Below are 12,973 nucleotides of genomic sequence, written 5' to 3' on the forward strand. Positions count from 1 at the left end.
AGGATGACAGTTGAGAAATATCAATTAACAAGAAAGGCGGCTCCCGATACCGGGAGCCGCCTTTCTTGCTACGTAAGCAGTCAGAAATCTAACTTCTAACAATAACCTACTCCACTACTACGCGGCTAACCTGCGTCGATTCGGCGGTTTCGATTTGCATCAGATACAGGCCGGCGCGCAGCTGTGAGGCGTCCACGCTTACGTCCTGGCCGGTGAGGGCTTTAGTCTGGTCGAGGACGACGCGGCCGGTGGCGTCGCGCAGGATGACGCGGGCCGTACGGGCGGCACCGGACTGCACCCGCAGCTGGAACTGGCCGCGGGTGGGGTTGGGGTACACCTGCACGCTGCTCTGCTGCACCGTGGCGGTTTTGCTGCTCAGTACCAGGTTACACACCTGAATCCCCCGGTTCTGCTCGCTGATGCGGGCGGCGAATTCCTGGTAGTACTGGTTGGTGACGCGGGCATCGTGCACGATGAGCGTATTCTCGTCGTTTTCGGTATCGGCCGAGAGGCTCCAGTTGTGGGAGCCCACAAATACCTGCGGGTCCGACTGCGCCGCGCCGGCATCGATGATGGCGTATTTGTGGTGCATGATGCCGCTGGCCGATTTCACCAGGGCCCGCTCGCCCAGAGCCGTGCGGATGGTGCGCAGAATGGCTCCGGTGCCGGTGTTGCTGGTGTCGTTAAGCAGCACCTCGGAGCAGCCGACCAGGTTGCGCGCCCGCACCTGGTCCACGATGGCGCGGCCGATATCGGTGCGGGTGATGAGCATGGTGGCAATGTGCAGGTCGTTATCGGCCGACTGGATGGCCTGAATCAGGCGGCTGTTCACTTGGTCGGTAGGCGAAAACCACGATTCCACCGACTTGCCACCGATAACTAGGTAGTGGGGCGTGTTATCGGTTTTGGCCGAGCCGAAACGGGCCGTAGCCTGGGTGCCGCCGCCCCACATTTCGTTGAATTCGATGGTGTAGGTGCGGGCCAGGGCCTGGTCCTGCACGGCAATGGCGTTGTTGCGGTCGGTGCTGAGCTGGGCCGGCGTCCAGTTGGTTGAGCCCGTCCACACCCACGGCACGTTGGGGTTGGTGGCCTCGGCATCAATCACCACAAACTTGTTGTGCATGATGTTTTGCTGCGTCTGACGGCCGATGCGCGGAATGGCCGCGTTGAGGCCCGGAATGCTCACGTTGGCATTTTCATCCTCAAACAGCACCCGTACCTGCACGCCGCGGGCGTGGGCCGCGTTTACGGCCGTCAGAATGGTGGGGCTGTTCCAATTGTAGATGGCAATATCCAGCGTCTGCCGGGCCAGGCCGATGTAGCGGGCCAGGGTATCGGCAATAGTTCCGTTGGGCAGGTAAGTAGCGGCGTTGCCGGGCGAGGCCAGGGCGCTGTTGACGGAGTTGGTGAAGTAGGTGCGCATCTTCCCGCTCGACAGCGCGGCCGTCACCATTGGCACTACCCGCGACTCCGAGGTGCCGATGCTGTTGGTTACGGCGGCCTTCACGTAGTACACCACGCCCGGCTGCAACCCGCTCAGCGCGATGCTGTGCTGGGTGGCGGCCGTGGTGCTGCCGGCTACCTCCGTAAACGGGCCAGTGGGCGTGGTGGCGTAGCTCAGTTTGGCCGTGCCCGCGTTTTCGGTGGTAAAGTTCACGCTGAATCCCGTCGACGTGATGGTGCTGGGGAAGGGCGTGTTCTGAAGATTGGGCGTGCCGCCCAGCACGAAATCGGCGTAGCGGCGGGGCAGCACTTGGTAGCCGCCGGTGCCCGTCGAGCTGAACTGGCTCATAATGCCCACCACATCAAACGGAGCCGCCGGAATAGGCCGGCCCGTAATATCGTTGGTGGCACTGCTGCCGGGCGTGCGCAGCGCGGCGTTGGGGGTGCCGTTGAGCAGGTAGTTGGTCGCGTTGGCAAACGCGCTGACCGTCCCACCGCTGCTGCTGGTGATGCGGGTAAGCCCGTTGATGCGCACTACCCGGCTCTCGTACTGCTCGGCGAAGGGCGTAGCCAGGGCGGTAGCCGCATCAACTGTAATAGCTGGCCGGATGGTGCGGCCCTGGGCCAGTACGGCCACACTGGTTACAGGGTCAAGCTCCAGAATACCGTTGAAGTTCTTCAGCGTGCCGCTGATTTCGATACTGTCGCCGGGAATGAGGCCGGCAAAACCGGCCGCCGAAGTGGAGTACGCGGCCAGGCCGCCGGTGCCATCCTGCAGGTAGCGGATAATGCCCAACTCGGGCCCGTTGGTAACCACGCCGCGTACGGCCACGGTAGCCCCAACCCCGGCCTGGCGGGCCTGAGCCACGCTGACAACCGTTTGGGCCCGGGCCGAAAGTACCGCTCCGCCGTACAGCAACGCCAGAAGCGTAAAGTTTTTCATGCGAATCAAAAAGAAATGAAAGTGTGAGAAAACGAAGCAGTCAGCGCCAAGGCGCTCGGCCCGCGCCTAGCGGCCCACGGGCTTCTTCTTATTATCCGTAAGCATCGGCACGGCTGCCGACCGGGACGTGCCCGCCGCGTTGGTGGAGGAAACCCGCACGTAGTAGGAGGTATTGGGCTCCAGGTTGCTGATTTCGACGGTGTGCAGCCGGGTAGGGGCCGGCAGATCCACTACTGTGCCCAGGGCGGAGGTTTTGCCGTATTCCACCTTCGTGGTGCCCGGGTTGGCCGTCTGGAATACAACCGTGAAGCCGTTGCGGTACACGTTGGTGGGCACCGGCTCGCCTTCAATGGCCGGTAGTCCGCCCGCCACCACAAAATCGGAAGACAGACGGGGCAGAATCTGGTAACCGCCCGTGCCGTTCTGGGTGAACTGGCTCACCGAGCCGACTACATCAAAGGTGCCCGTGGGCGGGGTTTTGTCAACCAGCCCTTTCTCCCCGGTGGAAGCCACGTGAATCCGGACCGGATTGTTTTTCTGGCCGTTGAGCAGGTAGTTGGTATTGCCCTTTAATGACTCGGCCGGGGTGCCGGCGGCCGTAGCCAGGCTCGTTACTCCTTTAATGCGCACCAGCCGGCCTTCGTAGGCATCGTCGAATACGGTGTTCATTTCGGCCGCTGGTACCTCCACCACCGTCACCGGGCGGCCCGAGGCTATTTTGGACACGCTGGCTACCGGGTCCATTTCCAGCAGGCCATTGTAGTTTTTGAGCGTGCCGGTAATCTGCACACTGTCGCCGGGTACCAAGGTGTGCAGGTCCGAATTGGTGGTCGAAAAGACCGCAAGGCCCGCCACTTTATCCTGCACAAACCGCAACTGCCCCAGCTCGGGGCCGTTGGTCACTGTTCCCCGGATGGTGACCGTGGCTCCGGGGCCCGCCGCCCGGGCCGCCGTGATGGTGGGGGGAGCGGGAGCCACCGGGGCGGGAGCCACCGGGGCGGGAGCCGTAGCGGGCTTGGCCGGGGCCGGCTTGCGCTGGGCCTGGGCGGCCAGCGTAGTAGAGAGCAGGAGTGCCGGAAGTAAAAGCTGTTTCATGTAGAGGGGGCGGTTGCGTGCGGACGGTAAAAGAGTGCAATCAGGAGGTAAGTAGCAGAACAGTAGCTTCGCCAGTTGAGGTAAAAATACACCTTTCTATTCCTAAAATGCTGCACTTTTTTCCGCGGATGGGAAAAAACCCAGAAACGAAAGGGGCCGGCTGCTTTAAAGCAGTCGGCCCCTTTCTGGATTGCCTATAAGATGTTCACCTCAGGGTGCAGCTCAATGCCGAACTTCTCGCGCACCGAGGCAATGATGTCGTAGGCCAGCTCCCGGATATCGTGGCCCTGGGCCCCGCCGTGGTTGACCAGCACCAGGGCTTGTTTATCGTGCACGCCGTGGGCCCCGCGCCGCTGGCCCTTCCAGCCGCACTGCTCAATCAGCCAGCCGGCGGGCACCTTTACGCCCCCTGGTACGGGGTAGCCCGGGATGCCGGGGTGCTGGGCTTGCAGCTCCTCAAACTTGGCCTGCGACACCTCCGGATTCTTAAAGAACGAGCCGGCATTCCCAATCTGGGCCGGGTCGGGGAGCTTGCTGCGGCGGATGTGCATCACGGCCTCGCTTACCTGCCGCGGAGTGGGCTCCTCGCCAATGCCCATATCCTCCAGCGTTGTTTGGATGGCCCCGTAGCTGACGTTGGGCTGAGCACGGCGGTGCAGGCGCAACACCAGTCCGGTTACTACATACTGGTTTTTGAGCGGCCCCTTGAACACCGATTCGCGGTAGCCGAAACCGCACTCCGCGGCCGTAAAGGTGCGCACGTGGCCGGTAGCCAGCTCCAAGGCCTCCAGGTGGTCGAAGGTATCCTTCAGCTCGGCCCCATAGGCTCCGATGTTCTGGAGCGGTGCCGCGCCCACCGTGCCCGGAATCAGGGACAGGTTTTCGATGCCGTTGAGCTCACTATCCAGCGTAAACTGCACCAGCCCGTGCCACGACTCGCCGGCCCCGGCCCGCACCAAAGCCGAGTCGTCGTCTTGGCTTACCACTTCCAGCCCCCGGATTTCGTTTTTCAGCACTACGCCGTCGAAATCCTGAGTGAACAAGAGGTTGGACCCCCCGCCCAGTATCAGCTTCTCGGCCTGCTGCACCTCGGGTAGCGCCAGCAACGCCCGCAACTCATCGGTGGAGGCAAAGCGGGCAAACAGCCGGGCTTTTACATCGAGCCCAAAAGTGTTGAAGGGACGCAGGGAAACAGAGTGTTCAAGTAGGGGAGCCGGGGCCATAGCGCAGGAAAACGGATGATGCAGGCGCAAAGGTAGCCGTTTGCCGCCTCGTTCAGGTGCGGCCTCGCGCACGGCCACCCACCCCCGGCACCGGCAAGGCCAATAGGGTACCTGGACGGCAGAAGAATCAATAAAAGGATGAGGCAGGCCGACAGCCCGCGGGTAAGTCAGAATGCCTTGCGCTTTCGGTGGGGCGCATCCATCACCAGTGTTACCAGCAGGGCGTGGGGCAGCGTCACGATGGAGGCCACCACCAGCGCCAGGCTGAACCAGGCGGCGGCATCGGGCAGGCGATGAGCCAGCAGGCGGCCCAGCACCAGCAACGCCATACAGCTCAGTAGTAGCAGCGGCGCGGCTCGCCGCAGGAAAAACACCAGCTGGGGCAGCAGGGCCCAGCCGGTTGGCAGCAATTGCCCATTACTCAGCCAGCTGGTCAGGCGCAGTACGTGCTGCAGGCTGTGCCAATACACAAAGTACACCGCCACCGACCAGCGCGGCGGCAGTAGCAGGAGCAGCCCGGCCAGTACCAGCAGCTCCACCAGCTCCCGGCGTAGCAACTCCCAGCGCCGCTGCCGGGCATACCAGCCCCAGAGTGCTGCGTGCCCGGTCACCACTACTATTCCCAGCCCGCCCGATACCGCGCCGAACGTGAACGGGGAAATAGCTGCTGCTCCGGTGAAGCGCAGCAAATCGTTGACGATGCTGGCCGTCTCGACGGGCCACCAGGCGGCCGGTACCGCAAACAGCAACGTGCCGCGCAGCAGACTATGGCTGAGCCAGACCGCCCCTGAAACCTGGGTGGGCGGGGGAGCATCGGCCGAGCCCCAGTGCCACATGGTGAGCAGAAAAAACAAGCCAACGGTAGCGGCCGGCCAGCGCCACCAGCACAAGCCCACGACAACTGCCAGGCCCAGGTACCCGACCAGAAACCGGCCCCAGTAGCGCCAGTCGCGCAGCGCGTTTGCGGCCGGCGCTGCGGCGGGCACTACCAGTTGGTCGCAGGCTCCGTGGGCAAGGCCCAACGCCACCATGCCCACAGCCAGCGGTACGCCCAACACGAAGTTGGCGTAGGCTGGAAACAGCTGCCCAAGCCCGACTAGTAGGCTAACGGCCGCGTAGGAATAATAGCGTGGGGGCCAGGGCACCGCCGCCATTGTACCGGAAGAAGAAAGCATACGTAGCGGAGAAAGAGCAAGCAGGCTGCACGACCCGGGGTGGGCAACGCAGCCTGCCAGCCGGTGAATTCCAGGAAAGCCGGAGTAACCCCCCCGCCGCTACACCACCGAGGCGGCGTTGGCTGGGGCTACCTTCACCACCGATTCGCTGCGGGCAATGCCATACACCACCAGGCCGAAGCCGATTTTGTTGATGGCATCAGCAATGTTATAGAGCAAGTCCAAGTCGTGCGGCCGCAGAATATTGGCTCCATCCGGCCCGAGCCAGCCGCCGGGCATGGCCATGTACCCGATGGGGTAAATAGCCCAGCCCACCAGAATAAACCACGCCAGTGCCCGTACCCCTTTCTGTACCGATACCGAGTTGGACGCCGCGGCCAGCTGCGCCACTTCGCCCATCCAGGCCGCGTACAGAATATACACATAGCCCAGCGTAGATAAGGAGCCCCACAGCACCGAGTGGCGCATCGACCCATCGGTAAAGGCCTCGCCGATATAGCCGAACACCAGCATGATGAAGGCCGCCAGAATCAGTTTCCAGAGCAGGGAGGCCTTGGCCCCGGCCGCCCGCACCAGCAGGTAAAATTCTACTACCATCAGCGGCACGGTCAGGGTCCAGTCGATGTAGCGGAGGGCAATGGGAGTTTCGTGGGTGGTCACGTAGTAGTCGCGCATGTAGTAGTAGTGCACGGCTGCAATACCCGTAATCAGGCCCGAAACCAGGAGGGAGGTTTTCCATTTGTCGGCCACCGTACTCCGCTCAAACAGGAAGAATACGGAGGCTGCCGCCATGGCCATGTACCCCGTGAAGAACGTAAAAGCTACTGGGTCGTCAACCGGAATGCGCATGACGTCGAGTGTTAGCGTTTGCATGAGATAAGTGGTTGATGGTGAGAGAAAAAACCTTACTGCATTAATAGAATACTATGTTAAAATGTTTAAGATTTGATGACAAAAGATTAAACAGAATAATTGTTCAGTATCGAGGGTGGCCCCTCCTGTATTCTTCGTCCATCAACCGGCTAACCTGGTGCAAAAGGAAGCGGGGTCGGAACCAGGCAGCAGACTGGTTCCGACCCCGCGGAGGAGGAGAAATAGTTCGACTACCGTAGTCGATAACCCCTGAGCGAGTAATACAATAGATAGGCGTAGCACAGGGCCGGCAGTACAAAGGCTACCCGCAGGCCCCCGGCGTAGGTGGAAACAGCTCCCATCAGGAAAGGAATAAGGGCCCCACCCACAATGGCCATAATCAGGTAAGAGGAGCCCTGCTTGGTAAGCGGCCCCAGCCCTTTGATGGCCAGGGGGAAGATAACGGGCCACATAATGGAGTTGCACAGGCCGCAGAGTACCACCAGCCACAAGGCCGCTTCGCCGCGCACCAGCACCGCCGCCACCACGCTCAGCAGCGCCACGGCGCACACCAGCACCAGGGCCAGCCGGGCATTGATGCGGCTAAGCAGCGGAATACCTACCACCCGCCCAATCAGGGAGCCAAACCAATACGATGATACCAGCACCGCGCCAACGGCCTTGGTGAAACCCGCCGTGGTATCAATGGGGGCTGGCGCCTGTCCGAACAGGGCTGCGCCCCAGTTGGTAGCCACGCTCAGGCTGCGTACCAGGGCCTGAGTAAAGCCCGACAGCTGCTGAATATTCTGGGTTTCTCCGAAGCGGATCAGATAATCGCCCAACCCAACCTCTACGCCCACATACAGGAAAATAGCCACCACGCCCAGCACCAGGTGCGGGTACTGCAAAGCCGAGCGCCGGGCGGGTAGGGCCGTGTCGGCAGCGGCCGTTTCTTCGTCGGTGAAGGTTTCCAGCTCCGGCAGTTTCAGCAGGGCAAACACGCCCGCCAACACGGCCAGAAACACGGCCAGGCCAATGTACGGACCTTTTACCAGGGCGGCTTCCTCGCCCAGGCGCTGGGCCACGGGCATGGCCGCCAGCCGGGCCTTCAGCACTTCGGAGCCGCCAAACAGTAGCATACCGCCCAGCAGGGGAGAAAGGGTGCCGCCAAAGTTGTTGGCTACACCTACCAGGCTCACCCGCGACGCTGCCCCACTGGCCGGGCCCAGCACCGATACGTAGGGGTTGGCCGCCACCTGCAGCAGAGTAATACCGGCACCCAGAATGGCCAGGCCCAGCAGAAATACCCCAAATACCCGGGAGTTGGCCGCCGGAATGAACACCAGCGCCCCCACGGCCATAATCAGCAGCCCCACCACAATGCCGCGCTGGTAGCCCAGCCGTTTCAGCAGCACCCCGGCCGGCAACGACATCAGGAAATAGGCCCCGAAAAACGCTACCGATACTGTGGAGGACTGAAAATCAGTGAGCTGGCACACATCCTTCAGGTAGGGCATGAGTACCCCATTGAAGTTGGTAACGGCCCCGAACAGGAAAAACAGGCTGGTCATGGCTGCCATGGGCAGCGCGTAGCTACGCGCTGCGGTGCCAACGGTGGCCGAGCCGGAAGAAGTAGAAGGAATAGCCATGCAAAGGCGGAAATAAATAGAAAGAAGAAGCCGGCCCGAAAGGCCGGCTAAGCAATGCTACGGAGTTTTTTCGGGAAAATGGAAAGATGGAAGTTCGGCCACTTGTGCCTTGGCACGCTGGCCGGCGCGCTACAGCGGGAACTGCCGGCGCAGCTGCTGGTAGCCGGGGTGGTCGTCGAGGCTGGTGAGGCTTTCGAACATACTGATGAAGGTGCGTACCAGCTCGGGGTCGGTGGTTTGCAGGGCCCGGGCTTCGGCCACCTTATCGAGGTTGTACTGGCCCAGAAACACCACCAGCGCCCGGAACGGCTCCTTGGCCTCGGCATCGAAGCGCAGCAGCAGTTGCAACGGCAGCACCGGCACCAGCTGGTGTATGCCCAGGCCGGCGGCCCGCTGCTCGGGATGCTCCGAAAGCGTCTGGAAGGCGTCGTCGAGCTGGCGGAGGGTAGCCAGGTGCTGGGCCCGGTGCTCCTCCCAGTACTCGGGGGCAATGGCGTCGGCGTCGGGGTGAAACTGCTGCCACACGCCCTGCACGAAGTGGTGCAGGCGGCCGTGCTGGTCGGGGGTGGGCGGCAGAGTTTCGGGGGCTTCGTCGGCGGCCAGGGTAGCCAGGTAGAACTCGCGCGAGTCGCGGGCCCGGTCCAGCAGCAGGTCGTGAATCCGGTCGGTGAGGGCGCGCATTTCGCGCTGGTTCAGCTCGGGGCGGTGGTGGCGGGCGTAAAAGGTGCCAATGGCGGCCGAATCGGTGAGCAGGGCCAGGTACTCGCTGCCGGCCGCTTCCTCCAGGAACTCGGCCATGCGCTGCGTAATCGGCTGAAAGCCCTTGTACAGCTCCCGCGTGGCGTCGCTGATGGTTACTACGGCGCTCTGAATCTGCTCCTCCACGGCGTTGGAGCGTTCTACCAGCTGCCGGGTTTCCTGGGCCAGCTGGCGCGTTTCGCTCGTGAGCCGGTGCATCTGCTGCATGGCCTGGTCGGAGTTACGGGAAGCATCATCGGCCGCCTTCCAGCTCTGAAACGCCACGAACAGCCCCAGAAAGGAGGCTACGCTGCCGATAATGGAATAATGGCCGTTCAGCGCGTCGTAGGCCGTCAGGCCCAGCACAGCCAGGGCCAGAAACAGCACCAGGTAAAACCGGGAGTTTTTATTGGGGTCGAATAGGAAGGAGGCGCGCATAGCACAAAGATGCAGATTGCCGTTGGTTACGGCCGACCCAGACCAGGCCCGCCGGCCAGCTAGGTTGCCCCGGCCGTATTCCCGACCTTTGCCGCTTCACTCTACTGCCACCCCATGCCCGATAACCGCCGCTCTGCCCCGTTCTACATGACCGCCACCACCCAGTTCGGGCTGGAAGAAGTGCTGGCCGAGGAGCTGCGCCAGCTCGGGGCCAAAATTGAGAAAGTGGGCCAGCGTGCCATTGAGTTCGTAGGCGACACCCAGCTGCTCTACGAAGCCTGCCTGTGGTGCCGCACGGCCATGCGCATCCTCAAGCCCTTCGCCGGCTTCTACGCCGCCGACGAGAAAAGCCTGTACCGCGAAGTCGGCCGTATCGACTGGAGCCGCTACATCCGGCCCGACCAGACGTTTGCCATTACGGCCGTGGTCAACAAGTCCACCTTCGACCACTCCCTGTTTGTGGCCCAGCTCACTAAGGATGCCATTGTGGACCAGTTCCGCAACCGCACCGGCTCGCGCCCCAGCGTGGACGTGAAGAACCCCGATATCCGGCTGCACCTGCACATGATTGAGAACGAGGTGGTGCTCAGCCTCGACGCCTCCGGCGAATCCTTGCACAAGCGCGGCTACCGCCAGCAAACCAACGTGGCCCCGCTCAACGAGGCTCTGGCCGCCGGCCTGCTGCTGCTGGCGGGCTGGGACGGCAAAAAGACGCTCATCGACCCCATGTGCGGCTCGGGCACGCTGCTCACGGAGGCCGCCCTCATTGCCCAGCGCATTGCCCCCGGCCTCTACCACCAAGGCAAGTTTGGGTTCGAGAACTGGGCCGATTTCGACGCCGCCCTCTGGGAATCGGTGCAGCTGGATGCCCGCCAGGCCCGCATCGAGGAGCCCCAGGCCTACCTGGCCGGCTCCGACCTCTCGCGCGAGTTCATTGAGCTGGCCCGCCAGAACGTGGCCGCCGCCGACCTGGAGGACTACATCCGCTTCGGGGTGCGCGATGTGAAGGAGGCCAAGGCCCCGGCCCGCGAGGAGCCTGGCATCGTCATCATGAACCCGCCCTACGGGGAGCGAATCGGGGAGGAGGCCGAAATGGATGCCCTCTACAAAACCATCGGCGACACGCTCAAATCGGGGTTCCAGGGCTACGACGCCTATATCTTCACCGGCAACCTGGAGGCCGCCAAGCGCATCGGCCTGAAAGCCAGCCGCCGCATCCCGCTCTACAACGGCCCCATTGATTGCCGCCTGCTGAAATACGAGCTGTACCAAGGCACCCGCAAGGTGAGCAAGCCTGAGTAATATTTCTCGCAGTGTAGCGCAGTGGAAAGGCGCAGGGTTTCGCAGTGTCGTTCAACGGACCACTGCGAAACCCTGCGCCTTTCCACTGCGCTACACTGCGAGAAACCTCGTCGACCCCGTATCTTCCGGTCCCCAATTTCCCCCGAAGATGAAAAAGACGCTCTACACGCTGCTGCTGGCCGCCGCGCTGCCATTTACCGCCGCGGCCCAGTCCATCACCCGCCTGAACCCGACCAACTGGTGGGTGGGTATGAAGCACAACACTGTGCAGGTGCTGGTGTACGGCCCCCAGGCCGGCACGCTCACCTACACCGTGAACTACCCCGGCGTGAAGCTGGTGAAAACCAACACCGTCGGGAACCCCAACTACGCCTTCCTCGACCTGGTAATTGCGCCCACGGCCAAACCCGGGCAGGTGGCGCTGGTGGGCAAGAAGGGCACGAAAACCGTGACCCAGAACTGGGAGCTGAAGGCCCGCGACAACGCGGTGAAAGCCCAGGGCGTCACGCAGGCGGATTTCATCTACCTGGCCATGCCCGACCGGTTTGCCAACGGGGACCCCTCGAACGACAAGTTTGCCGATATGGCCGACCCCAACTCAGACCGCGCCAACCCCTTCCTGCGCCACGGCGGCGACCTGCAGGGGGCCGCGCAGCACCTCGATTACCTGAAGGAGCTGGGCGTGACGGCCGTGTGGTTTACGCCCGTCATCGAAAACAACCAGGGCCTCACCGACGAGGGCGGGGCCAAACGCTCGGCCTACCACGGCTACGGCTTCACCGACCACTACACCGTGGACAAGCGCCTGGGCGGCAACGCGGCCTATAAGGCCTTCGTGCAGAAAGCCCACGGTATGGGCCTGAAAGTGGTGCAGGATGCCGTGTACAACCACATCGGCAACAACCACTGGTTTATCCAGGACCTGCCCATGAAAAGCTGGCTGCACCAGTGGCCCGCCTACACCAACACCAGCTACCGCCAGCAACCCATCACCGACCCCCACGCCGCCCAGATTGACCGCAAGGTGACACTCGACGGCTGGTTTGTGCCCTTCCTGCCCGACCTCAACCAGCAGAACCCCTACGTAGCCAACTTCCTCATCCAGCACGCCCTCTGGACGGTGGAGAACTTCGGGGTGGATGCCTGGCGCATCGACACCTACATGTACAACGACCAGCCCTTCATGAACCGCTGCAACGCGGCCCTGCTGCAGGAGTACCCCAAGATTCACATTTTTGGGGAGTCGTCGGTGACCAGCATTGTGGACCAGGCCTACTACGTGCGCAACAAGATTGACTTTTCCTTCAAGTCCAACCAGCCCGGCGGCCTCGATTTCGTGCTGGAAAACGCCATGCTGGCCGGCCTGAAGGAAGTGGGCACGCCCGGCGCCACCGGCTGGGACAACGGCGCCCAGCGCGTGTACCAGGCCCTGGCCCAGGATGCCGTGTACCAGGACCCCACCAAGCTCGTGACCTTCATCGACAACCACGACCACAACCGCTTCCTCTCGGAAGTAGGCGAGGACGTGGCCAAGTATAAAATGGGCCTGACCTGGCTGCTGACTACCCGCGGCATCCCGAGCATGTACTACGGCACGGAAATTCTGATGAAGAACTTCAAGGACCCCTCCGACGCCGAAGTGCGCCGCGACTTCCCCGGCGGCTTCCCCGGCGACCAGCAGAACAAGTTCACGGCCGCCGGCCGCACCGAGGCCGAAAACGACGCCTTCCGCTTCGTAAGCACCCTGGCCAACTACCGCAAAACGCACCCGGTGCTCAGCTCCGGCAAGTTGATGCAATACCTGCCCGAAAACGGCCAGTACGTGTACTTCCGCTACGCCGACGCCGGCACCGTGATGGTGGCCTCCAACACCACCTCTACAGCCGCCAGCCTGCCCACCGCCCGCTTCGCCGAGCGCATGGCCGGCTTCACCAAAGCCCGCAACGTGCTAACCGGCGAAACCATTTCCGACCTCAAAACCCTGCAGCTGCCCGCCAAAACGGCCGTAGTGCTGGAGCTGATGAAGTAACCAAAAACCGTCATTGCGAGCAGAGCGAAGCAATCCTTCCTCTACAGAGCGCAAAACCCCAACCTATTCAAAAGCCCCTGACGTGT

At 62.5% G+C, this 12,973-nt stretch carries 9 protein-coding genes; 2 read left to right on the forward strand and 7 right to left on the reverse strand.

From position 1 onward, the window contains the following. Positions 1 to 106: 106 nt before the first annotated feature. The 7 genes from ACN19L_RS01215 to ACN19L_RS01245 all read right to left on the reverse strand — a co-directional run bounded on the left by ACN19L_RS01215 (position 107) and on the right by ACN19L_RS01245 (position 9,556). Positions 107 to 2,386, reverse strand: coding sequence for a phospholipase D-like domain-containing protein (locus tag ACN19L_RS01215; protein WP_426491730.1), 2,280 nt, complete (start codon positions 2,384 to 2,386; stop codon positions 107 to 109). A 66-nt stretch (positions 2,387 to 2,452) separates the two neighbouring features. Continuing rightward, positions 2,453 to 3,481 (reverse strand): DUF5689 domain-containing protein, encoded by a 1,029-nt coding sequence (locus ACN19L_RS01220; RefSeq protein ID WP_426491731.1) that lies wholly within the window; start codon positions 3,479 to 3,481, stop codon positions 2,453 to 2,455. Positions 3,482 to 3,675: 194 nt separating this feature from the next. Continuing rightward, complete coding sequence (gene murB, locus ACN19L_RS01225; RefSeq protein WP_426491732.1) at positions 3,676 to 4,704, reverse strand: UDP-N-acetylmuramate dehydrogenase; 1,029 nt, start codon at positions 4,702 to 4,704, stop codon at positions 3,676 to 3,678. Between the two features lie 167 nt (positions 4,705 to 4,871). After that, positions 4,872 to 5,879 carry a Brp/Blh family beta-carotene 15,15'-dioxygenase gene (locus ACN19L_RS01230; protein ID WP_426491733.1) on the reverse strand — a complete coding sequence of 336 codons (1,008 nt, stop codon included), beginning with the start codon at positions 5,877 to 5,879 and terminating at the stop codon, positions 4,872 to 4,874. Between the two features lie 99 nt (positions 5,880 to 5,978). After that, positions 5,979 to 6,752: a bacteriorhodopsin-like gene (locus tag ACN19L_RS01235; RefSeq protein WP_426491734.1), complete on the reverse strand. Its 774-nt coding sequence runs from the start codon at positions 6,750 to 6,752 to the stop codon at positions 5,979 to 5,981. A gap of 230 nt (positions 6,753 to 6,982) precedes the next feature. Continuing rightward, a complete protein-coding gene (locus ACN19L_RS01240) occupies positions 6,983 to 8,380 on the reverse strand; it encodes a sugar MFS transporter (protein WP_426491735.1) in 1,398 nt (465 codons plus the stop codon). Between the two features lie 129 nt (positions 8,381 to 8,509). After that, complete coding sequence (locus ACN19L_RS01245) at positions 8,510 to 9,556, reverse strand: hypothetical protein (RefSeq protein WP_426491736.1); 1,047 nt, start codon at positions 9,554 to 9,556, stop codon at positions 8,510 to 8,512. A 114-nt stretch (positions 9,557 to 9,670) separates the two neighbouring features. Between ACN19L_RS01245 and ACN19L_RS01250 the strand changes: the two genes are divergently transcribed. Both ACN19L_RS01250 and ACN19L_RS01255 read left to right on the forward strand, forming a co-directional pair. Further along, positions 9,671 to 10,858 carry a THUMP domain-containing class I SAM-dependent RNA methyltransferase gene (locus ACN19L_RS01250; protein ID WP_426491737.1) on the forward strand — a complete coding sequence of 396 codons (1,188 nt, stop codon included), beginning with the start codon at positions 9,671 to 9,673 and terminating at the stop codon, positions 10,856 to 10,858. 148 nt (positions 10,859 to 11,006) lie between these two features. After that, positions 11,007 to 12,887: a glycoside hydrolase family 13 protein gene (locus ACN19L_RS01255; RefSeq protein ID WP_426491738.1), complete on the forward strand. Its 1,881-nt coding sequence runs from the start codon at positions 11,007 to 11,009 to the stop codon at positions 12,885 to 12,887. Positions 12,888 to 12,973 lie beyond the last annotated feature (86 nt).

The sequence above is a fragment of the Hymenobacter sp. 102 genome (assembly GCF_049949205.1).
Lineage (GTDB): Bacteria > Bacteroidota > Bacteroidia > Cytophagales > Hymenobacteraceae > Hymenobacter.